Here is a 19880-nt window from a genome sequence, read left to right on the forward strand (position 1 = left end):
ACCTTGTTAAGTAATCATAGGGTCATTTTGCGATGAATAATTAATATCACCAACACTCATATTTGCCAAAGTAAAAAATTCAATTGGAATGCGGTTAAATGTTCAATGCTCAATCGTAATAAACACCATATTAATACAAATTTTCTTTAATAATGGATCTTTAAATGTTTCAAACTTTAGTTTTGAAAATGGATAGTTTAAGTAAGAATTAATCATATTTTTGGCTCTTAAAGCAAATGTTTTAAATCATAATTCTACATCACCTTTAAAGAACTTATTATAACGAACTGGAACTTGTGTAATTTTACCTGTCATTGGAATAAAATTATTATAATTTTCCAAAGTAACATTTTGTCATAATTCATTTAACATTTAATCATCTCCTTATCATTTACTTTTTTTAAAATATATTTTCTTTAATATAAATTTTTTACTATTTAGTAATGTTTTTGTTTTAATTGTTTTGTTTAAATCTTGTTTTGTTCTGAGTTGTTTATATGCTTGAAATACTAGTCCATTACCTAACAAACTAGTAACCACACTATCTTCTAGCGTATTTAACAATTTATCTTTATTAAAGTTATTTTTAAATTGTTCTTGCATTTTTAATATCTTAGCAATTATCCGATATATTTTAAAACTATCTTTTACTACTTGCTGATAAACAAGTGGGGCAAAAGAAACTAAATTAAACAAACTTGTTTTTTTAAATCCCCAACCAATAAACCACTCACTGTTCATATAGAATTTAAACGGTTCAGGAGCCAAAACAAACTGTTCTGCTTTGATTAAAGTTGTCATAACGACAATAGGGACATATTTAGGATTTTTATAATATATTGTTAAAGCAACTTCTCCCGCAACTGATAATGGAACAATTTTTACTGCTAAAAAAACATCAGAACCATAAGCAAAGGGTAATAATTGGCCTTTTTTAATAGCTTTAGTTTCAAATTTAGAGAATATTTTTTTAGTTTTATCAGTAATTTTATTAATTACTTTTTGTTTAATTGTAATTATTTGTTTTTCAATAGGGGCTAATAATTTTTTAGTTACTTTTTGAATATAAAAATTTGGGTTTAAATGATTTAAAATTTTATTTAATTTAATTGGTGTTTGGTGAAAAATATTTAATAATTTATTATTATATATTTTACTGCTCCGCATTAAATTAGCATTTAATAGTAGATTTTTACCAACACCTTTTTTATGAAGATTAGTCATAATGTTATATCACTCATTAGTATTAATTTTGCTTATTTTATCAATATTTAATCCATATTCATATAACAATTTATTAGCATTTTTTTTCATTTACGCGCGGTATTTTTTGAACTAATGTAGGGCTTATTTTTTGAATATTTTTCTCAATTTTTAATAAATTATTAATTGTTTCTAAATTAGAAACTTTAAAACCTTTATAAAAATCATTTCGGGCCAATTTACCAAATGTATATAATAAAGTTTCATTATTAGCCTGCTTTTAAAAATCAAATATTAATTTATCAGATAAAATCTTTTTGCCTGTAACTTGTTTTACAACATCTTCTAAATTATTAGCAGTTATTACACCTAATTTTTCAAGTAATTTAGTTTCTTTTGCTAATTTTAAAATTCTAGTTGTTCGAGCAGCACGCGTTAATTTACCAACACCGCCAATTGCTGGTAACAAATTTAAGGCGGTACTTTTTGCTGTTACTTCTGATGTTAATTTATCATATATTTGATTTACGGCAAAATCGGTTGCTGTTTCTACTCCAAACGAGATAAATGCTGCGGCAAAATTAGATAATCCCGTACCAAGACCAACAGCCGAAGCAATACCACCAGTTAAAACTGATAAACCAAGAGCTAAAACTTGAATTCCTAAAAATTCTAATAACTGTAAACCAAAATTTTTTTCTTGTTGTTGGATTGACAATCTAGTTGGATTTTTTTTAACAGCATAAATAAGAGCTGTTTTAGATGTTCTAATTGGCATATCTATCAAACGAAAAAGTACTATTTTTTAGTACTATTAAGAATTTTTAATTTTAACATCAATCGGAGATGTTTGACCAGTAGCGTTGTTTTTACCTTCAATTTGAACAGAAACAGTTTTATCATTTGTAATATTAATTGGTCAATCTTCACCTTTACTTTCAATAAAGTAATCAAAATCACTTTCAGTTAAAGAACTATTTACGGCTTTAACTGCTTTTAAAACAACATCTTTAAATTGTGGTTTTAACTGTTCTGCTGTTGTTTGTGTTGGATTTACAACATGAATAGTTGGTTTATCTAATTTATTAATTTTACTAATATCAATTTTTGTAACAATATGTTTAATAATTCCTTTAGGTTCAACTACTGCTCCACCTAAATATAAAACTCTTTCCATAATTAAAGTATTACCCATTCCAGTACCTAACGCAGCAGCACCAACCCTTAGCGGAGTATGGTCTTTTTTGCGTAAAATAAGAGGATCATATTTTTTACTAAATTTAAAGGCAATTGCATTAACTCCGTTTGGTAATAATTCAATTGTTCCTTCTGAACCATCTTTATTAATAATTGGTAATTTTTTAGGAACCATATAATATGTTGTTCCTTCAACAGTTTTCATTGCTCCACTTGTTTCAATTACGCTATTTATTTGGTCATTTGCGCCAAGTTGTAACTGTAATTTATTACGAATTCCACGAATAAAATCAGCCGAATCCAAGACAACTGTTTCTGATGGGGTAAAGCCATTTTCATATATTTTATCCATAATTTCATCGTGGATTTGTAAAGCATTTGTATCATCTGATTTTTGTCCTTGAATAGTTGTAACAGTTCCTTTATTAATAATTTCTAAAATTTTATTGCGTTTATAAGCAACTTCAGTATCCATTGCTTGCTCAATATCAGCCGCCCAAAGATTGGGATTAAAATCACTTTCTACGGGGTCTAATTTACGAGCAAAAGTTAAAATTGTATCTAATTCAACTGTTCCATCTTCAAACTTTACTTCAGTATAGTTTAAAAGACTGTCATCAGTATTAAATACTTTTTTTTCTTTTCCTATACCTTCATTATATTTAATATTAGAGTGCACCCATTTTAGTAAGTACTAATAAAAAGTATTTACTTTTTTTTAATTATATCTTTTTCTTTACGATTTGAATATCATGTATTTCATTTTATAACATCTTGTATATATTCTTCATGTGAATTATATATTTTATTATGGATAGTAGCTTTCTTAAGTAATGAATGAAAACTTTCTATAACAATATTATCTGCACAGTGGTAATTTTTTCCCATTGAAATTGTAATACCGTTAGATAAACATTTATCGTGATAAATAGTGGATGTATATTGATATCCGTGATCTGAGTGAATTATTATTCCATTCAGATCTTTTTTTATTAATTTTATTTTATTAATTGCATCATTTAAATTATCCATTACTAATTTATTGTCATTATATTTAGATCACTTTACATCAACTATTTCTTTAGTATATCCATCAATAATTGTTGATTGATAATATCTTTCTCCTTTTCAAATTAAATATGTTACATCAGTATATAGTACTGAAAACCTTGTTTTTATATCATTGAATTTACGATTAATTAAATCAGGATATTGCAATAAGCTTTTTTCTTTATTCTGTTTATATTTCATTTTTCTTCTCATTTTTCTTACATATTCAGATTGTATTTGATTATCACGCATAATTCTTAAAACTTTTTTTGAATTATATTTTATACCATAATCTTCCTTTAAATATTTAGTAATTCTTCGATAACCAAATTGTTTTAAATTTTCTTCATAGACTTTTACAATATCATTTATTGCTTTTTTATCTTTTTTGCTACTGTCATAATTTTTATATTTATCTCAATAACTACGTTTTAACCCTGTTACTTCTAGTAATAATTTTATTGAATATTCACAAAAATTTTGTTTAATAAAAGAGACAATTCTTAGTTTGCTTAATTGTAAAAGTCATGGAGCTTTTTTAATAATTCATACCTTGTTTTATAATATTCTAAATTTCTTTTGGCAAAAGAAATTTTAGGTCCTTTAGGATTGTTTAATTTTCCTTTTTTATGATTTGCTCATCAAGATTCTACTGTATTTGCATTTATATTATATTGTTTTGCTACTATTCAACAACTTTTTTGTTTAATTTCCTCAATGATTTTTGTTCTAAATTCTGATGTATATTTGTTATATTTTTGTCCTTTTTTTGCCATATAAAAATGCACCCCCTATAAAAATTTAGCAAAATCTTTTTTTTATTTTACTTACTTTTTTGGGTGCACTCTATATTTTTTCTTTCTTTTATATGTTAAACCAAACTTATTTGCTTCTTTTCACGCAAATAATGCCTCTCAGCTAAATTTTTGTTGATAAGTTTGTAAATATCATTGGTCAAATGATTCACAATCTTTTTGTGTTGCTTGATTAACAATATCGCCGAATATTCTTTGTGGATTTTGTGCCATAATTTTATACCTTCTTTCTTATTTATTAAATACATTGTCTGTATCTAAAATATTGTTTTCTTTATTTTCTGATTTTGGTACGCCACCAGTATTAACTGTTTGTACCTTAATTAATTCATCATAAACACTCTGCAATTGTACTTTAATGATTTCAATATCATCAGTAATATCATAAGATTTTAATAAAACATTTTTAAAATCTTCATTATCAGTTAAAGAATTTATAAAATCAATTACTTCAATTTGTTTTAATTGAATTGTTTGTTCTTCAATTTGTGAAGTTAATTCAGTATTTTTTGTTTGTAGTTAGTTGATTTGTTGATTACTATTTCAACAGTATTTTCTAAAATAATTTCAGCAGTTTTAATATCTAAACTACCATCTTCATTTTTAATAGGTTCATTATTTTTATCAATAAGAACAAATTTTACATTTTTTAATGCCATTGTTTTTCCTCCTATTTTTTAATATTTGTATTTGTTCTTTTTCTAATCGCTTTTTGTATAATTTCGAAACTATCGACTCGAAAAGATAAAAAATAGCGTTTAGTTTTTATATTTAACTGATTAAATACTGAGCCTTTAATTTTTATCTCATCATCTTTTTTTTAATTTCAAAAAAGCAGATACAACTGACGGATTATAAATTGATAATGTTGAGTAATTTAATCCTTCTCACTGACATTTCGCAGAACAAGCATCAACTTCAACACCAGCAGCAACCAGTGCCTTAATTTTAGTTTTAATTGGGTTTTCATGTAATCTAACAGTTAATTCTAATTTATTAACTTTTTTATTTTAGATTTATTAGTTATTGATTTTTTAAGTAAATTACTTTTTGTTTGTGCCATTTTTATCAACTCCTTCTGTTATAAAATATTGTAAATGTTTTCAAGCATCGTGTTCGTGCTCTGTCATTTTAATATTTCCTTTATAAATATAATTTTTCTTAACAACTGGCGATTGTAAAACATAATTTAAATTAAATAGATATTTACATAAAACTTTTAAACCACCAATAAATTTAGGAGTAGCTAATGGATTTTTTATTTTTAAACCTTTATTAAGTTGATAATCTTCAATTATTACAATAACTTTATTTAAATAAGAACAAATTTTATTTTTAAACTCATTTAATATTAAATACATATTATTTATTGCTTCTTCTTCATTTTTAGAATTAAAAGTAATATTATTAATTATTTTCTTTTGCAAAACATTATAAATAATCATACCAGTTTGTCTAATTCCAACAGGGTCAATTGCAATAATATATTTTAATTTATTTGTTTTATTTTTTTTTGTCAATTTGTAATATTTTTCATCCATCGGATGCTAAATCTAAAATATCGTTAATTTTGTAATGTTGCATATAAGAAGCAATTACATCTCAATTGTTTTTAAATAAAATTAAGTACATTTTGGCTCATTCTAAACATTGTAAATTATAATGCTTTTTATGATGTGAAATACGACAATTAACAGGCTGACAATTAACTCAATCAAATGACGTTGTTATTTCATTTCAAGTTTTATTAATATACAAACTTTTATATTCTGTCATTTATCTATACTCCTTAATTATTTTTATTTGTTGCTCAAATTTCATCATTAATATCATTTACCGTTACTAGATAAGCTCGTATCATTAATTCTTGTAATTTATTTTTAATTTTTTTATTTCATTTTTTCATCAAATATTTTCCTTTCTGTAAAAAACATAATATTCCTTTATTGGTTAATATTTTGATATTTAGTAAATAATTTATTTTAGTATTTAATTACTTCGCCCCCGCTTCACTTTGAAGGTGAGCGGGGGCGGGATAAGATATTTTGATAGAGTTTACCCCCATACGGAAATAAACAAAGAAACAGTTTACCCAGTTATTAATTACGCTTCATCCATCCCTAGACAACTTTATATAAAGAAAATAACCTTTTGGAGTTCCAACCCTCTTGTTTTTTTTAGTGTCCGATATTGTTTTTTCGGTTTAACAGCACTCTTTTTATGAAAACAAGCAAAAAACACGCGCTCTGACATTTCGCAAGTGATTAATCTTGCCGAGAATTAAAGAAATAAATAGGAGTAGTAAATCCAATCGCTTTCACACTTTCTTTAAGGCTTCGTGCCATAGATGAGTTATTCATCTTTAAGCATCAAAATATTAAATTTTAAGTGCCGCATTATTCATCGGATAATACCTTTATTGAAAGGATTTATAAAAATATTGTTTATTTTGTGTAGGGAAAACAGAATTTAATCTGTTTTTTTATGATAAAAGTTCTAAATTTAAAGATACTATCCGATGAATAATGCAAATAAATTTATGTTTTTTAATATAAAAATAAAAAAAAACAATCTCACAAGAGTTGTTTTTTGCCGGTTCATCGTACAGGACGCCAGTTAAATGCATTTAGGTTAGTTGATTTTGTTTGAGATAACCCTTTGTCAGTTATCATTGGTAAGTTAGGAACAGGTAAAACATTACTTTTAACTTATTTGTCTCAGTCTATGAAATTATTAACAGATGAAATTTATATTAATTATCCATTAGAAGATGACAAGGTTAAAGTTTTAACATTTAAAAATTTGGATTTTACTGATCGAACAAAACCAGTTCCTCCAGATGATAGTTTAATTTTGTTTGATGAAAGTTTTTTGTACATTGATGGGACAAGTCCGCATGATAAAAAAGTAACTCATCGTGGTAAAATCCCTTGAATTGTATTAGCAAGACATTTTGGACATCGTGCTTTGTTTACTGCTCAGCGTGAGGGTATGATTTGAAACAATATTAGGCAATTAGCAAGTGGTATTATTATTCCAATTTCACTTAAAAAACCAATTGTTAAAAAGAGATTTAATATTTTTAATCGTTTTTTTATTATGCGAATTGGTATTTTTCAAGATATTACTGATTATGAAATTTGAAAAACAAAATCAGTTGAACGATTGTCAGAAGGTAAACGAGCAAAACATAAGTCGGATGTTGGATTAGGAATTCGGTTTTTTAAGATAATTATTCCGCTTGAATTTGCTAATAAATACGATAGTTATTAATTAAGTTTTGTTCGTGATTTGAAAAACGATGAGGTTGTTAATAAAAAAGAATACTTTTGAAAAGATATATCAAAATTAAATAATAAACAACGCTTAGAATTGTTTGATATTGATATTTTGAAAAAGAATTTAAAACCTAAAAAAGAAAAAGGAAGTGGTAAAGATGATTAATTTATTATCAGAAAGTAGTAATTGAGACAAAATTTTTAGTTTTATTTTTGATGTATTTTTGTTTATTTTTGATGTGATTTGAAATACTAAATTGCCAATGACAAAAACAACGATTACTTATTTTGTGATCTTTTTTATGGTTATTAAATTAACAATTTATGCTATTCATTGTACATCAACACAATATAATGAATTAGGTTTAATTGCTCAAAATAGTACATCAAAATTATATTCTTCAACAGCTTGTGGAGTTTTAGATACCAAACAAGGTATACAAAAACATGTTGAAGAACGTAAACAATTTAAAATTAATCGTAATAAACAACAATTATCAAGTTTAGCTAAACAAGCAAAAACAAGAGAACAAGGATATCGAAGGGTGAATAAATAATGATTAGATTAGTTTTTTTAGTAGCGGCAATCGTTATATTTGGAACCGGATTTATTACGGTTATTATTAATCAGTTGACATCAGCAAAAAATATTATTATGGATTTATATAATTCTGATACTTTTTTACTTTCTTTGTTTGGCAAAATGGTAATTTTATTTAGTCATCCACTAATGTTAACGATATCAAGTTTATATATAGTTGGGTTTATTGTTTCAAAAACATTTTATAGTTAGGAGTAGTTAAATATGAAAAAAACAATATCTTTATTTTCAATATTTATTTTAGATATTTTAAGCTTAGTTATTCCTTTGATTACTTTAACAGCGTTTAAACCTCTAAATCAACAAAGTTATAATGTTAAGCAACAATCAACAGGAATGAATGAAACAGATTTTATTAATACAATGTTTTTACGCAGTAGTTTTTTTGAAAATTGGTCAGAAACAAATTACTTTATTAATCCGACTTTAAAAACATCACAATCATTAACTTATAATGATAAGTGATATTTAGATTTTTTAAAGGATAGTTATTCAACCGGAATTTCATTTGATAAACCTAGTGATGAATTTATGGATTTATATAAAAATTGAGATAGTTATGTTAAACAATATAACATTGATAAATTCTATGATGTTGTATAGTGTAAACCAATTAGAACAAAACAACTCTTATTAAAGGGTTGTTTTTTTATTTGAAATAAAACAACTCCTAAAAGGAGGTAATGATAATTAAGCAACAAAAAATATGTGATGTTAATGATTGTTATAAAGTAATATCATTCATTACCGAAGAATTTTTATCAAATAAAGTTTTATGAACTTGTGAAAAACATAAAGATTTATTGAATAAAGTAAAAGATAAAACACAAAAGCGGTTTTATAAACGTTTAGAAAATTCAAAAATTATCTTTGATTGAGAAACTGGGTTTTTAAAACTTAAATTTTACAAAACAACTTAATGCAGAGTGGGGCGGTTATTTTAAATAACTAAGTGCTTCCATAAGAACATGAGTTTATACTCATTCTCACAGCCAGCCGAGGCGAGTACTGAAAACAGTGTATGAGGAAATATGTAAATCGACGCTGGTTCATTAGAACTAAGCGATAGTCGTGATGTGTCCAAGGCTAACATCAAACGACAATAAATATTGAGATGGTGACACAAACAATTAAATTTGCGTTTAGCATTCGGTCCTTTGCATGGGTGCGAGTAAATTTAATTTCAAAAACTGAGCGTCAAATCCCAGAGCGAAAGCACAAATGGGCACGGAAAAAGGAAGACATATATATGTCTGGCGTCAATATTAAAAAAACAACTGTGTATTATTAAACATTCAAATAATTAACATACCGCCACCGCTCACCCCAGTGAAGCGGATGGCGTAGTAAATAAATAGATAAATACTTATATAACTAATTCTCGCTTGGCACTTTCACTTGGGAGTGAGTGCCAGCGAGTTAAAACTAAGAGGAATTATAATGACAGAATATAAAAGTAAATATATTAATAAAACTTGAAATGAAATAACAACATCATTTGATTGAGTTAATTGTCAACCTATTAATTGTCGTATTTCACATCATAAAAAGCATTATGATTTGCAATGTTTAGAATGAGCCAAAATGTACTTAAATTTATTTAAAGACAAGTGAGATGTTATTGTTTCATATATGCAACATTACAAAATTAACGATATTTTAGATTTAGCATCAGATGGTTGAAGAATATTACAAATTGACCAAAAAATTAAAGGAGTAATTTAGGAGGTTTATATGAAAAAGTTAAATAAAAAACCTTGAAAGTTTTTAAGTAAAAAGCAATTACATAAGAAAAAAATTGAGCGTGCTAAAGAAAGAGCAAGAATAGAAAATAGTAAGGAATTAAATAAATATGAAAAAGTTAAATAAAACTTGTCTTAAACAAAGATATTGAGGTTATTGTTCAAAATGCGATCAAAAAAATAAATTACAAGAATTAATGCTTAAAAGTTATCCAGTATCATTTGAAGATATGACTGATGAGCATTGAGCATTAGGAAAACAAAATTAGGAGAAACTAACCTATGAAATATCAAAAAATTAATTGTAATAATAAAAATGCTTATTTTGGAAATAATTATATTGAAAAAATTGGTGATAAATTAGAGTGAAATTTAGGTTATAAAAAAGAAATTATATTATGTGAAGAACATTGATTAAAAATTTATCAATTAGAAAATTTAATTGTAAATAAAAAGAATTCGGAGGAATAAATTATGACTAAAAGATACTTATTAATTATTAAAAATGAATATTTAACTACATATTCATTTTATACTTTTGAAGAAGCAAAAATAACTGCTAAAAATGAAAAGTATTATCCAACAGTAATTATTGATTTAGAAAATGAAAATATTAAATGAAAAGGATGTGAATAATATGTGAAAAGATGAAGATGGTAAGGTTTATACCGAAGAAGATTTATTTAATGATGCATTAGAAGAATGTCATTCAGAAGAAAGTGCTTATGAATATATTGATACTTTAATTGAAGAAAAGAATTTGGAGGAACTTTAAAATGACTATAACAGAATCAATTAAATTTAACAAACTAAAAGAAGAAAATAAAACACTTAAAAAAAACTTGCTGAAAAAGATAAAAAAATTGATCAACAACAATTATATAAAGAAGATTTTTACAAAAATCCATATTCAACAGGTTTTATCGATTGAATATTAGTTGACAGTTCAAAATATGACAAATTACCTAGTAAGGAGGATAAATAATGAGTGATATTGTAAAAAATACAGTAAATAATATTACATTTCCGTTTTATATAAAAGGTTCTGATTTTAAAGAATTAAGTTTAAAAGCATTAACAATTAAAAAATAAATTGATGAAAATGGACAAGAATTAGCAGAATTTATATATCGACAACAAGCTTGATTAATAAATGGAGAATATAAATCACAATCATTAAAAGATTTAAAATTAATAGTTTCAAAAATTGATTATATTTTTAGAGAACCTTTAGAATTAATAAAAAATTTTAAAGATGAATTAAATTTTATTAGAAAAGATGTTTTGAATTTAGAAAATAATATTAAAAGTAATCATGATTCTTTAAAAAATAGTGTTATTAATATTCAATTTCAAAAACAAAATGAAATTATTGAAAATCATAAAAAAGAACAATTTTTAAAAATTAAAAGTGTAGCAAAACAAGTGCAAGAATTAAAAATTATTACTAGTAATTTTCGTAAAGAAAAATTATTAGTTAAAGATATTGAAATAATTGGAATTGATGATGATTTTGTAGAAAATGCTAATCAATATGAATTAAAACAACTAATTAAATATTTAATTGTTGATGAAAAGTTAGTTAAAAACATAATTAAAGCACAATGAGATATAAATACAGAAAATAAAGTAATTGGTATTAAAGGAATAAATATTCAAATTAAAGGAGTGAAATAAAATGGCAAATATAGTAGAATTTTTAAGAACAGATGTAGCAAGTGATTGAATTAAAAGTAAATTTTCAAATGAAAATGAAATTGTAAGATTTAAAAGTAATTTGATAGCAATAACAAATAGTAATGAATTGTTACAAAAAGCAAATCCAAAAACAATTATGACTGCTTGTTATCAAGGAGTATTATTAAACTTACCGATGGAAAAACAATTTGGATATACTTATGTAGTTCCATATAATACTAAAATAACAAGAATTATTAATGGTCGCGAAATACAAGAATGAGTTATTCAAGCACAATTTCAAATGGGTTATAAAGGTTATATTCAATTAGCCCAAAGAAGCGGTCAATATTTAGATATGTCAGTATCTGATGTCAAAGATGGTGAATTAATAAATTATGATCGTTTAAAAGGAACTAGTTTTAATTGAATACAAAATGAAGATGAACGAGAAAAATTACCAATTATAGGTTATGCAGCATATTTTAAAATGGTTAATGGTTTTGAAAAAACTTTATATATGACAAGAGAACAAATGGAAAATCATTTTATGAAATATTCTAAAACTTATGCTAAAAATAAAAAGTTTATGATTGCTACTTTTGATGAAATGGCATTAAAAACAGTATTAAAATCATTATTAAGAAAATGAGGTATTATGTCAGTTGAATTACAACAAGCATATAAATCAGATCAAGCAGTTATTACAACTAATGATGAAAAGATTTATATTGATAATGATAGTAATATCGTTAAAAATCAGGGGCATATGAGCCATGAACCATTATCAAATAATATAAATTTACCCCATGTAATGATGAAATAGCGTACACAAACGATAATGTAGTTAAAGAAGAAGATATCTCTAATGTAGTACCAGCAATTAACAATAATGAGGATGTATACGCATGATAAAAATAGGTATTGACCCTTCTGGATCTGGTACTACGGCTATTGTTGTTTTTGAAAATAATATCTTATTAGATAAACAAGAGTTTATAAATAAATATTGAAAAAAACATTCTAAATTTATTATAAATTATTTAAAAAATGAAAAACCATTTTGGAAAATATTATCAAATAATCATAAACTAGAATATTTAGTTTTTATAGAAAATTGTTTATATACAAATGCCAATGGCTCAAAAGATAGAGATGATTTATTGAAATTATTAGGTTCGTTAGAAACACAAGGATATATTGCTAATGTTTCACCACGCCATACTAAATCAGTTGTTAAAAATATAGAAAATGAAAGTAAGTATTATGGAAATAAAATTTATTGGGGAATTGATAGTAATTTAACTTATCAATATGGTAAAGGTTGAAAATATAATAATGACAAAATTAGTAATCATTTACGAGATGCCATTATTATTGCTAATTATAAGGGTTAATATTTACTTAAATGAAAACCAAGAAAAAGTTTGAAATGAATTTAATGACTTTACTTATTCACAACGAATCGAATATCTTATTAATTTTTATATAAGTCACAACAAAAGTGATAAAGATAATAATTCTAACTAACTTAACCTTGTATATATAATGTAAGAAATTAATAGAAAGAGGGTTAATAGGAATGAAAAAATTATTAAGTATAATAGGAACAATTTCATTAGTAGCAACAAGTACAACAAGTTTAATTGCTTACAATCATTTTTTTCCATAATTGACCAGTTGCTAATGTATCTGCTCCCATTTGGTCTAAAATTTTAGTATATGCTTTTGTAAATTGAGCAAATGCTGGCATTGCAACATGTACCATTAAATCGTCTTTTTTAGTACCAAACATTAAAGCATTTACTTTTTGTACTAAATTAATTGAAATATCATTAATTTTATAAAATGTTTCTTGTGCTGTATCAGTATCTTTTGGAATAGATAATTTAATAAATTGACCTGTTGCAATACATGAATCTACAACACCTTGTAAATAAATTGCATTCATATTTGAATATCAATTACGAGTAATTGTTTTCATTCACTCTCCAATTGTAGTAGTTCGTACTTTAACTGGTGATTCCAAAAAAACGAACAACATCAAATGTAGGAACATCATATTTAAATGTTAACATTTGATCCATCATAACAGTTGCTCTTCGCACTGCTACGGATTGTTGTTTCATTCCAGAATCTTTATCATAATCATTACCCCAAACCATACGCTCTGGGAATACATATTGTCCTGCTTCAAAACCTTCTGCCATAGACACTTGTTGAGCAGTTAACATCATCATTTCAGTAGCATCAATATATTCACTATCTGCTTCTAAAATCTTTTTAATTTGTAAAACAGCAATATCTCCAATTGCTTTTTCTGTTGCAGTATTACCACCAACTTGAAAAACTGTTGGTAATGCAACACTTGATTTTCCACCTACTTTTGCCATAGGTTATTATCCTCCTTATTATTGTCATGTTAAACTTTTAGCATAATCAATAATATCTTGATCAGTTTTAGCACCATTTTTCTTAATTTCTTCTAAGCGATTAGATTTAATTTCTTCACTTCTTTTTAGCATTTGGTCAATAACTGACCCACCATCAACAGTACCATCTACTGAATTAATATTATATTCTTCTGCTATTTTGTTTATTCTTTCTTGTTTAGATAAATCTTTATATTCATCATTATTAATTAACGAAGAAATAATCTTTTTATCTTTATCTGTAAAATTTTTTAAATATAATTCATTTTCTAATAAATCACTTTTATTTTTTAATTCTTGTAATTGAGTATTAACAATTTCAAAATCTGTTTTATCAACTACATCTTCACGATTTTTAATTGATTCACGAATTTGTTTAGCCTGAGCAGATAATAATTCATTAACTGCTTTCGCTTTTTCATCATCAATTTCTAAAATTTCTTTAATTTTTTCTAAATTTGCCATTATTTTTCGCTCCTTATTCGAGTGTAGGATTAACACTTTTAACAAATTATAGGTAAGACTCTTTTATAAAAGGAAGATTAACCTTATATAAATATCATACCATAATTTAATTCTTTTTTACAATCATTGTGTTAATCATATCTTTATACTCTTTATTTTTTTGTTCCATATATAAAATAGTTTCATTCATTTTAATTTGAAACTCTTTAAAATGACTAATACATAATTGCACTGGTCAATCATCTTGCATTTTTCTTACTAAATCACCATTTTTATCTTTTTTTAATCTTGCAAATACCTTTCTTTTACAATTTGGAATTTTTTGGCCATTTTTTACTCCTTTTTGCATATTAAAATTGCTATTATTTAAACAATATGATTAAATAAAAGAGTAAAAAACTGTATTAATGTATAAAAGAACTCTCAACATAGAGTGCACCCATTTTAGTAAGTACTAATAAAAAGTATTTACTTTTTTTTAATTATATCTTTTTCTTTACGATTTGAATATCATGTATTTCATTTTATAACATCTTGTATATATTCTTCATGTGAATTATATATTTTATTATGGATTGTAGCTTTCTTAAGTAATGAATGAAAACTTTCTATAACAATATTATCTGCACAGTGGTAATTTTTTCCCATTGAAATTGCAATACCGTTAGATAAACATTTATCGTGATAAATAGTGGATGTATATTGATATCCGTGATCTGAGTGAATTATTATTCCATTCAGATCTTTTTTTATTAATTTTATTTTATTAATTGCATCATTTAAATTATCCATTACTAATTTATTGTCATTATATTTAGATCACTTTACATCAACTATTTCTTTAGTATATCCATCAATAATTGTTGATTGATAATATCTTTCTCCTTTTCAAATTAAATATGTTACATCAGTATATAGTACTGAAAACCTTGTTTTTATATCATTGAATTTACGATTAATTAAATCAGGATATTGCAATAAGCTTTTTTCTTTATTCTGTTTATATTTCATTTTTCTTCTCATTTTTCTTACATATTCAGATTGTATTTGATTATCACGCATAATTCTTAAAACTTTTTTTGAATTATATTTTATATCATAATCTTCCTTTAAATATTTAGTAATTCTTCGATAACCAAATTGTTTTAAATTTTCTTCATAGACTTTTACAATATCATTTATTGCTTTTTTATCTTTTTTGCTACTGTCATAATTTTTATATTTATCTCAATAACTACGTTTTAACCCTGTTACTTCTAGTAATAATTTTATTGAATATTCACAAAAATTTTGTTTAATAAAAGAGACAATTCTTAGTTTGCTTAATTGTAAAAGTCATGGAGCTTTTTTAATAATTCATACCTTGTTTTATAATATTCTAAATTTCTTTTGCCAAAAGAAATTTTAGGTCCTTTAGGATTGTTTAATTTTCCTTTTTTATGATTTGCTCATCAAGATTCTACTGTATTTGCATTTATATTATATTGTTTTGCTACTATTCAACAACTTTTTTGTTTAATTTCCTCAATGATTTTTGTTCTAAATTCTGATGTATATTTGTTATATTTTTGTCCTTTTTTTGCCATATAAAAATGCACCCCCTATAAAAATTTAGCAAAATCTTTTTTTATTTTACTTACTTTTTGGGGTGCACTCTAACAAGTTCTTTTTTTATTATCTATATTTTACATAAAAAAAGACTTTTGCAAGTCTATATTTTTGTAATTTTCTAAAACCGGTTAAGAGTAGAAAAATTCTGCCTTTTTAGATTTACAATATTATCTTATCATCATTAAATTTAATGTCAATAATTTACTTTTATTTTTTTTATTGTATTATGTAAATATTTTAAGAAAGGGTGGGAAAAAATGAAAAAGTTTAAACATTTAAGTTTTATTGAAAGATGTAATTTAAAAGAAGCGTTAGAATTTGATATTTTTAAGAAAAAAATGGCACTCTTATAAATATCACTTAAAACATTATAAACATATTAAACGATATCATCCTATGCAAGAACATAAACGATATTTAGAAAATCGTAAAAATTGTAAAAAGAAAACTACTTTAATTTTTAAACAAATATTATGATTAGATGAAAAATTTAATAAATTTCATTATACACCTAAACAAATATGTAAATTATATGAAATTGAATTTAATGATAAATTCCCTATGTGTTTTAAAACACTTTATAAATATATTTATTTAGGTTTATTTGGTTTAAATAAACGTAATTTGTATTTTCATAGTAAAAAAAAGATACATAAAGAGAAAAAATATAAACGTGGTAATTTAAGCAATGATTTTAAAACTATTAAACAAACAAAACATGAAAAAGGTACTTTTGGTTGATTTCAAATGGATACTATTGTTGGTAAAGATAAGAAATCAGCATGTTTAACATTAACAGAAGAATTTACTAAATTTACCTTTTTTAAAAAAAGAAAAAAATTCAACAAAAGTATTAGAAACTTTAAAACAAATTTTTAAAAATAAACTTTTAAAAAAACATTTAAAGGGAATTATAGCTGATCAAGGAAAAGAATTTTGAAATTGAAAAGATATTGAAAAACATCTTAAAACAAATGTATATTTTTGTGATAAAGGTAGTCCTACACAAAACCAATTGTAGAAAGAATGAAAAGAGATATAAGGCGAGAATTATCAAAAAGTACTGATTTTAGAATTATTAAACAAGATAAAATAGATTGAATAATTAATACAATTAATGATAAGATAAGACCTTGTTTAAATTGAGAAACACCAACACAGTTATTTAATAAATATATTAAATAAATTTATTAAATAAAAAAACTTAATAAATTATTTTTTAGTGTGCCCAAATATACTAATTTTAAATAAATTAAAAAAATAATTTAAAAATACTTGTAAACTTATTTTTAAGTGCTATTATTTTAATTAATAAGAGTAGGAAATAACTAATTGCACTTACACTATACAAAGAAAAAAGTTTCTTATTTTTAAATAAATTAAGTAATACCCGTTTATATGCAACACTCCCGTTTTTAATGCTCTTTTAATTTCTACAGTAATTTCCATTCTGTTTTTCTTTCTTATTCAATTAAGGCAATTTATTTTAAACCATAATACTTATTTTTTAAAATCATATACGGTTTTTATTCTATAACATTTAATTTAAATTAGCAATAGATTTTAAATTTATCATACTAGTTAAAAATTAAATTATTACTTTATATAAAATAATAATAAATAAAAAACAACTTATAAAAAGTTGTTTTATTGTTTTTATTTTCTTAAAAAATAAGCAAACTTAAATTCGATTAAAACTAAAATTAGATTTATCAAATTTTTGTTTTTTTTGTTTTCATTTTTTATTACCTTGGGTATTAAATTTCTTTTTTGCATTAGATTGGTTCTTTTTATTATCTAAATATGAATACTCATATTTAAAACTATTATTTTTTTGATTAAAAGTTGCTTTTTTATTACTAGAACTAATGTTTTTTGTTCCTTGTGGTTTTTGTTTTAAATCATATGTTGTAATATCTAATAACTCAATTTTTTTCTTTTGATATGTACCCAAATGTTGAATTTCTCTTAAATCATTACGATTTGAAACAATTGATATTGCTACACCAGTAGCACCAGCACGTGCTGTTCTTCCAATCCGATGAATATAGCTTTCTCGTTCTATTGGAATATCGTAATTAATAACATAATCAATATTATCAATATCAATTCCTCGTGCCGCAACATCAGTGGCAACCATAACTTGTACTTTACCATCCCGAAATAAACGCATTGCCTGTCCTCGTTCATAACGACTTTTATCACCATTAATGACACAACAAGGAATACCATTATTTGTTAACATTTCAGCAATTTTATTAGTAAAAACTTTTGTATTTGAAAAAATAATACTTCGTTTTGGTTGCAAATGTTTATATAATGCTATTAAAACATCTTCCTTATGATAAGACAATGCATTTACATATTGCTGTCTAATATTATTTTGCTCAATAACATTTTTTGTAACAACAATTTCAACAGGATTATTTTGATAGTTATTAGCAATTTCTAATACTTGTTTTGACATTGTTGCTGAAAATAATAATATTTGATATTGTTTAGGAGCATTTTGAAATACTTTATCAAGATCATTTTTAAATCCCATTTTTAACATTTCATCAGCTTCATCTAAAACAATTGTTTTAATTTTATCTAATCGTAATGTTTTACGATTAATATGATCAGCAATTCGTCCCGGAGTTCCCACAATAATATTACTTTTTCGTAAAGCATAAATTTGACGTTGGATATGTGAACCACCACAAATTAAGGTTGCATTTACACTTTCCAAATAAGTTGCTAATTTTCGAACCTGGTCAATTATTTGGCTCGCTAATTCATGGGTTGGGCATAAAATAATCGCTTGTGGTTGTTTTAAGTGCGTATTTAAGTTTTGTAAAATTGGCAAAATAAAAGCTACAGTTTTACCAGTTCCCGTATGACTTTTACCAATAATATCTTGATTATTAAGAGCCACTGGAATAGCTTTTTTTTGGATTTCAGTTAGGTTAGTATAACCCATTTTAACAATCATTCGTTGTAATGCTGGGTATAAATTTAATGTATTAAAATTCATTTAGTCTCCTTTAAAATTTAGTATAAATAGTTTAGTTGTTTTTTTAACATTACAGCTGTTGAATTTACATATTAATATTATTTTAGATAACAGAATAAATTAAAGTTTAACAACTTGTTAATTATATCTTAAAAACTTAATAAAATAAAGCATTTTTCCTAGAAATTAAAAAGAATTTTATTATAATTTTAGAATAACAAGCAAAATTAAAAGGAATGAATCCCATTGAATACAGAAAATCATTCCTATAACTTACTTTTTATATGTCTATTTTTTTAACATATTCATAAATTGCTTTTTTTATTTATTTTTAGATAAAAATCTTAAAATGGTCATCAAGTTTTTAAAAACTGAACTGTTGAAGATGCAGTATTCTTTGTTGTATCAATCACTGAATTAGCAAAACTTTTCGCTTCATCAGGATGATTGTAAGCATAGTAGCCAACTGCGCCAATGGCTGCTGAACCTAATACTATTCCTATTGATCCTGGCGCAAGTCCAAATAAAGCACATACTAAACCATTAGTAAATTGACCTATTACTTGTCCTAATATTCGCGTGGTGCTTTTTTTAGCCCTTTATAAGCTAAAACTGCTCCTTTTTTAATTCCTGTCTTAATATTTTTACCGTGAGTTTTTAGAAAAATTTTAAAATTCTTACCCTCTTTTTTGCAAAGGTTTTAACAGCAGTCCCTGTTGTTTTGATCCCTTGTAAAGTATTTTTACCTATTTTTTCAATACTTTTACCCTTTTCTTTTAAAAATGTTTCAGCAGTGTTACCAATATTTTTCATC

Annotated in this window: 35 protein-coding genes and 2 pseudogenes; 18 read left to right on the forward strand and 19 right to left on the reverse strand. The window is 24.5% G+C overall.

The genetic code is table 4. The annotated features are described in order from the left end of the window. Positions 1 to 6 precede the first annotated feature (6 nt). From AACL22_RS02300 to AACL22_RS02350, 11 genes are all read right to left on the reverse strand, one after another. Positions 7 to 372: a hypothetical protein gene (locus tag AACL22_RS02300; protein ID WP_338989348.1), complete on the reverse strand. Its 366-nt coding sequence runs from the start codon at positions 370 to 372 to the stop codon at positions 7 to 9. 12 nt (positions 373 to 384) lie between these two features. Beyond that, a complete protein-coding gene (locus AACL22_RS02305; RefSeq protein ID WP_338989349.1) occupies positions 385 to 1314 on the reverse strand; it encodes a hypothetical protein in 930 nt (309 codons plus the stop codon). Then, positions 1298 to 1441, reverse strand: a complete 144-nt coding sequence (locus tag AACL22_RS02310) for a hypothetical protein (protein WP_338989351.1) — start codon at positions 1439 to 1441, stop codon at positions 1298 to 1300. Before AACL22_RS02310 ends, AACL22_RS02305 begins: the two co-directional genes overlap by 17 nt. 42 nt (positions 1442 to 1483) lie before the next feature. After that, on the reverse strand, positions 1484 to 1981 hold the full coding sequence (locus tag AACL22_RS02315; RefSeq protein ID WP_338989088.1) for a hypothetical protein: 498 nt from the start codon (positions 1979 to 1981) through the stop codon (positions 1484 to 1486). A 36-nt stretch (positions 1982 to 2017) separates the two neighbouring features. Next, the gene (locus tag AACL22_RS02320; RefSeq protein ID WP_338989353.1) at positions 2018 to 3079 is read right to left on the reverse strand and encodes a hypothetical protein; all 1062 of its coding nucleotides are present in this window, start codon (positions 3077 to 3079) and stop codon (positions 2018 to 2020) included. A gap of 29 nt (positions 3080 to 3108) precedes the next feature. Then, the gene (locus AACL22_RS02325; RefSeq protein WP_338992927.1) at positions 3109 to 3996 is read right to left on the reverse strand and encodes an IS3 family transposase; all 888 of its coding nucleotides are present in this window, start codon (positions 3994 to 3996) and stop codon (positions 3109 to 3111) included. Further along, complete coding sequence (locus tag AACL22_RS02330) at positions 3963 to 4226, reverse strand: hypothetical protein (RefSeq protein ID WP_338988774.1); 264 nt, start codon at positions 4224 to 4226, stop codon at positions 3963 to 3965. Before AACL22_RS02330 ends, AACL22_RS02325 begins: the two co-directional genes overlap by 34 nt. A gap of 51 nt (positions 4227 to 4277) precedes the next feature. Beyond that, on the reverse strand, positions 4278 to 4478 hold the full coding sequence (locus tag AACL22_RS02335) for a hypothetical protein (RefSeq protein ID WP_338989356.1): 201 nt from the start codon (positions 4476 to 4478) through the stop codon (positions 4278 to 4280). Positions 4479 to 4759: 281 nt separating this feature from the next. After that, positions 4760 to 4924: a hypothetical protein gene (locus tag AACL22_RS02340; protein WP_338989359.1), complete on the reverse strand. Its 165-nt coding sequence runs from the start codon at positions 4922 to 4924 to the stop codon at positions 4760 to 4762. A gap of 384 nt (positions 4925 to 5308) precedes the next feature. Then, entirely contained in the window at positions 5309 to 5785 is a 477-nt protein-coding gene (locus AACL22_RS02345; protein WP_338989361.1) for a hypothetical protein, read from the reverse strand. Beyond that, positions 5769 to 6041: a hypothetical protein gene (locus tag AACL22_RS02350; protein WP_338989364.1), complete on the reverse strand. Its 273-nt coding sequence runs from the start codon at positions 6039 to 6041 to the stop codon at positions 5769 to 5771. Before AACL22_RS02350 ends, AACL22_RS02345 begins: the two co-directional genes overlap by 17 nt. Before the next feature lie 837 nt (positions 6042 to 6878). Between AACL22_RS02350 and AACL22_RS02355 the strand changes: the two are divergent. From AACL22_RS02355 to AACL22_RS02425, 15 genes and pseudogenes are all read left to right on the forward strand, one after another. Further along, positions 6879 to 7709: pseudogene (locus AACL22_RS02355) on the forward strand (hypothetical protein); the annotation flags it as partial. Next, positions 7702 to 8100, forward strand: a complete 399-nt coding sequence (locus AACL22_RS02360) for a hypothetical protein (protein WP_338989366.1) — start codon at positions 7702 to 7704, stop codon at positions 8098 to 8100. The pseudogene AACL22_RS02355 and the gene AACL22_RS02360, both read left to right, overlap by 8 nt. Before the next feature lie 248 nt (positions 8101 to 8348). Continuing rightward, a pseudogene (locus AACL22_RS02365) lies at positions 8349 to 8741 on the forward strand (spiroplasma phage ORF1-like family protein); the annotation flags it as partial. An 86-nt stretch (positions 8742 to 8827) separates the two neighbouring features. After that, complete coding sequence (locus AACL22_RS02370) at positions 8828 to 9064, forward strand: hypothetical protein (RefSeq protein ID WP_338989369.1); 237 nt, start codon at positions 8828 to 8830, stop codon at positions 9062 to 9064. Between the two features lie 520 nt (positions 9065 to 9584). Then, positions 9585 to 9869 carry a hypothetical protein gene (locus tag AACL22_RS02375; protein ID WP_338989371.1) on the forward strand — a complete coding sequence of 95 codons (285 nt, stop codon included), beginning with the start codon at positions 9585 to 9587 and terminating at the stop codon, positions 9867 to 9869. A 9-nt stretch (positions 9870 to 9878) separates the two neighbouring features. Continuing rightward, positions 9879 to 10013, forward strand: coding sequence for a hypothetical protein (locus AACL22_RS02380; protein ID WP_338989374.1), 135 nt, complete (start codon positions 9879 to 9881; stop codon positions 10011 to 10013). After that, a complete protein-coding gene (locus tag AACL22_RS02385) occupies positions 9997 to 10155 on the forward strand; it encodes a hypothetical protein (protein ID WP_158613866.1) in 159 nt (52 codons plus the stop codon). The genes AACL22_RS02380 and AACL22_RS02385 overlap by 17 nt, the downstream gene beginning before the upstream one ends. Positions 10156 to 10168: 13 nt before the next feature. Further along, positions 10169 to 10357 (forward strand): hypothetical protein, encoded by a 189-nt coding sequence (locus AACL22_RS02390; protein WP_338989378.1) that lies wholly within the window; start codon positions 10169 to 10171, stop codon positions 10355 to 10357. Between the two features lie 3 nt (positions 10358 to 10360). After that, positions 10361 to 10522 (forward strand): hypothetical protein, encoded by a 162-nt coding sequence (locus tag AACL22_RS02395; protein ID WP_338989379.1) that lies wholly within the window; start codon positions 10361 to 10363, stop codon positions 10520 to 10522. Position 10523: 1 nt separating this feature from the next. Continuing rightward, complete coding sequence (locus AACL22_RS02400) at positions 10524 to 10661, forward strand: hypothetical protein (RefSeq protein ID WP_338989380.1); 138 nt, start codon at positions 10524 to 10526, stop codon at positions 10659 to 10661. A 509-nt stretch (positions 10662 to 11170) separates the two neighbouring features. Next, complete coding sequence (locus AACL22_RS02405; protein ID WP_338989381.1) at positions 11171 to 11563, forward strand: hypothetical protein; 393 nt, start codon at positions 11171 to 11173, stop codon at positions 11561 to 11563. Position 11564: 1 nt separating this feature from the next. After that, the gene (locus AACL22_RS02410) at positions 11565 to 12389 is read left to right on the forward strand and encodes a recombinase RecT (protein WP_338989382.1); all 825 of its coding nucleotides are present in this window, start codon (positions 11565 to 11567) and stop codon (positions 12387 to 12389) included. An 82-nt stretch (positions 12390 to 12471) separates the two neighbouring features. Further along, positions 12472 to 12960: a hypothetical protein gene (locus AACL22_RS02415; protein WP_338989383.1), complete on the forward strand. Its 489-nt coding sequence runs from the start codon at positions 12472 to 12474 to the stop codon at positions 12958 to 12960. Next, complete coding sequence (locus tag AACL22_RS02420) at positions 12941 to 13093, forward strand: hypothetical protein (protein ID WP_338989386.1); 153 nt, start codon at positions 12941 to 12943, stop codon at positions 13091 to 13093. Before AACL22_RS02415 ends, AACL22_RS02420 begins: the two co-directional genes overlap by 20 nt. 52 nt (positions 13094 to 13145) lie before the next feature. Further along, on the forward strand, positions 13146 to 13235 hold the full coding sequence (locus tag AACL22_RS02425) for a lipoprotein (protein ID WP_338989387.1): 90 nt from the start codon (positions 13146 to 13148) through the stop codon (positions 13233 to 13235). On the opposite strand, the gene AACL22_RS02430 is transcribed toward AACL22_RS02425, so the two are convergent. The 6 genes from AACL22_RS02430 to AACL22_RS02455 form a co-directional block, all read right to left on the reverse strand. Next, positions 13206 to 13547: a hypothetical protein gene (locus AACL22_RS02430; protein WP_338989389.1), complete on the reverse strand. Its 342-nt coding sequence runs from the start codon at positions 13545 to 13547 to the stop codon at positions 13206 to 13208. The genes AACL22_RS02425 and AACL22_RS02430 overlap by 30 nt on opposite strands. A 28-nt stretch (positions 13548 to 13575) precedes the next feature. Continuing rightward, positions 13576 to 13956 (reverse strand): hypothetical protein, encoded by a 381-nt coding sequence (locus tag AACL22_RS02435; RefSeq protein WP_338989391.1) that lies wholly within the window; start codon positions 13954 to 13956, stop codon positions 13576 to 13578. An 18-nt stretch (positions 13957 to 13974) separates the two neighbouring features. After that, entirely contained in the window at positions 13975 to 14460 is a 486-nt protein-coding gene (locus tag AACL22_RS02440; RefSeq protein WP_338989393.1) for a hypothetical protein, read from the reverse strand. A 106-nt stretch (positions 14461 to 14566) separates the two neighbouring features. Further along, positions 14567 to 14809, reverse strand: coding sequence for a hypothetical protein (locus AACL22_RS02445; protein WP_338989394.1), 243 nt, complete (start codon positions 14807 to 14809; stop codon positions 14567 to 14569). 119 nt (positions 14810 to 14928) lie between these two features. After that, entirely contained in the window at positions 14929 to 15816 is an 888-nt protein-coding gene (locus AACL22_RS02450) for an IS3 family transposase (RefSeq protein ID WP_338992963.1), read from the reverse strand. Continuing rightward, the gene (locus AACL22_RS02455; protein WP_338988671.1) at positions 15783 to 16046 is read right to left on the reverse strand and encodes a hypothetical protein; all 264 of its coding nucleotides are present in this window, start codon (positions 16044 to 16046) and stop codon (positions 15783 to 15785) included. Before AACL22_RS02455 ends, AACL22_RS02450 begins: the two co-directional genes overlap by 34 nt. Positions 16047 to 16467: 421 nt before the next feature. Between AACL22_RS02455 and AACL22_RS02460 the strand changes: the two genes are divergently transcribed. Next, complete coding sequence (locus AACL22_RS02460; RefSeq protein WP_338989396.1) at positions 16468 to 16950, forward strand: hypothetical protein; 483 nt, start codon at positions 16468 to 16470, stop codon at positions 16948 to 16950. Positions 16951 to 17097: 147 nt separating this feature from the next. Then, positions 17098 to 17256 carry a hypothetical protein gene (locus tag AACL22_RS02465; RefSeq protein WP_338989397.1) on the forward strand — a complete coding sequence of 53 codons (159 nt, stop codon included), beginning with the start codon at positions 17098 to 17100 and terminating at the stop codon, positions 17254 to 17256. A gap of 496 nt (positions 17257 to 17752) precedes the next feature. Here the strand turns inward: AACL22_RS02465 and AACL22_RS02470 are convergent, their stop codons facing one another. After that, entirely contained in the window at positions 17753 to 19087 is a 1335-nt protein-coding gene (locus AACL22_RS02470) for a DEAD/DEAH box helicase (protein ID WP_338989398.1), read from the reverse strand. 453 nt (positions 19088 to 19540) lie between these two features. Between AACL22_RS02470 and AACL22_RS02475 the strand changes: the two genes are divergently transcribed. Further along, entirely contained in the window at positions 19541 to 19693 is a 153-nt protein-coding gene (locus AACL22_RS02475) for a hypothetical protein (protein ID WP_338989400.1), read from the forward strand. A 30-nt stretch (positions 19694 to 19723) separates the two neighbouring features. Here AACL22_RS02475 and AACL22_RS02480 read toward each other — a convergent pair whose 3' ends face one another. Further along, positions 19724 to 19879 (reverse strand): hypothetical protein, encoded by a 156-nt coding sequence (locus AACL22_RS02480; protein WP_338989401.1) that lies wholly within the window; start codon positions 19877 to 19879, stop codon positions 19724 to 19726. Position 19880: the final 1 nt, after the last annotated feature.

Source organism: Spiroplasma endosymbiont of Seladonia tumulorum (genome assembly GCF_964020235.1).
Taxonomy (GTDB): Bacteria; Bacillota_I; Bacilli_A; order Mycoplasmatales; family Mycoplasmataceae; genus Spiroplasma.